At 39.3% G+C, this 448-nt stretch carries 1 protein-coding gene; it reads right to left on the reverse strand.

What is annotated here, in order from left to right:
* On the reverse strand, positions 1-248 hold a 248-nt coding region (locus tag ACYVRA_RS08960; RefSeq protein WP_461252365.1), incomplete at its 3' end, for a 5-methylcytosine restriction system specificity protein McrC.
* Positions 249-448 lie beyond the last annotated feature (200 nt).

Below are 448 nucleotides of genomic sequence, written 5' to 3' on the forward strand. Positions count from 1 at the left end.
GCATCCGCAATCAATCGGTTTTCAGCGCCCCTTGAGATAAAGTCTGGATAAATATTCCCCTCATTATTCCCCTCATTGTCCTTGAACAAATAATGCCCGTGTTCATGTTTTTTATTGGACGGATGCAAGAATTTATCCCCTATAACCGTATTGATATACTCCTCCCATAACCACGCCCCGTCAAAGAGCAACCCGTGAATCTCGTTTTTTTCTCCTAATACTGTCTTATTCCTGAGTAATATTTGCAAACAAAGCTTTTGAAGCGGCAGATACTTAAAAAATATGGATGCGAAATAGGTCTCAAGTTCGCCTTTAAAACTTTTTGCAATTTATTTTTGGAGTAAGTCTCTGTAACTGTCTCTTATACACATCTAGATGTGTATAAGAGACAGCCTTACGGCAATCCTATAGGCTGAACGGAAAGATGTTGACGTAGTCGTACAGAAAA

It is taken from the genome of Treponema sp. R8-4-B8 (assembly GCF_054786175.1).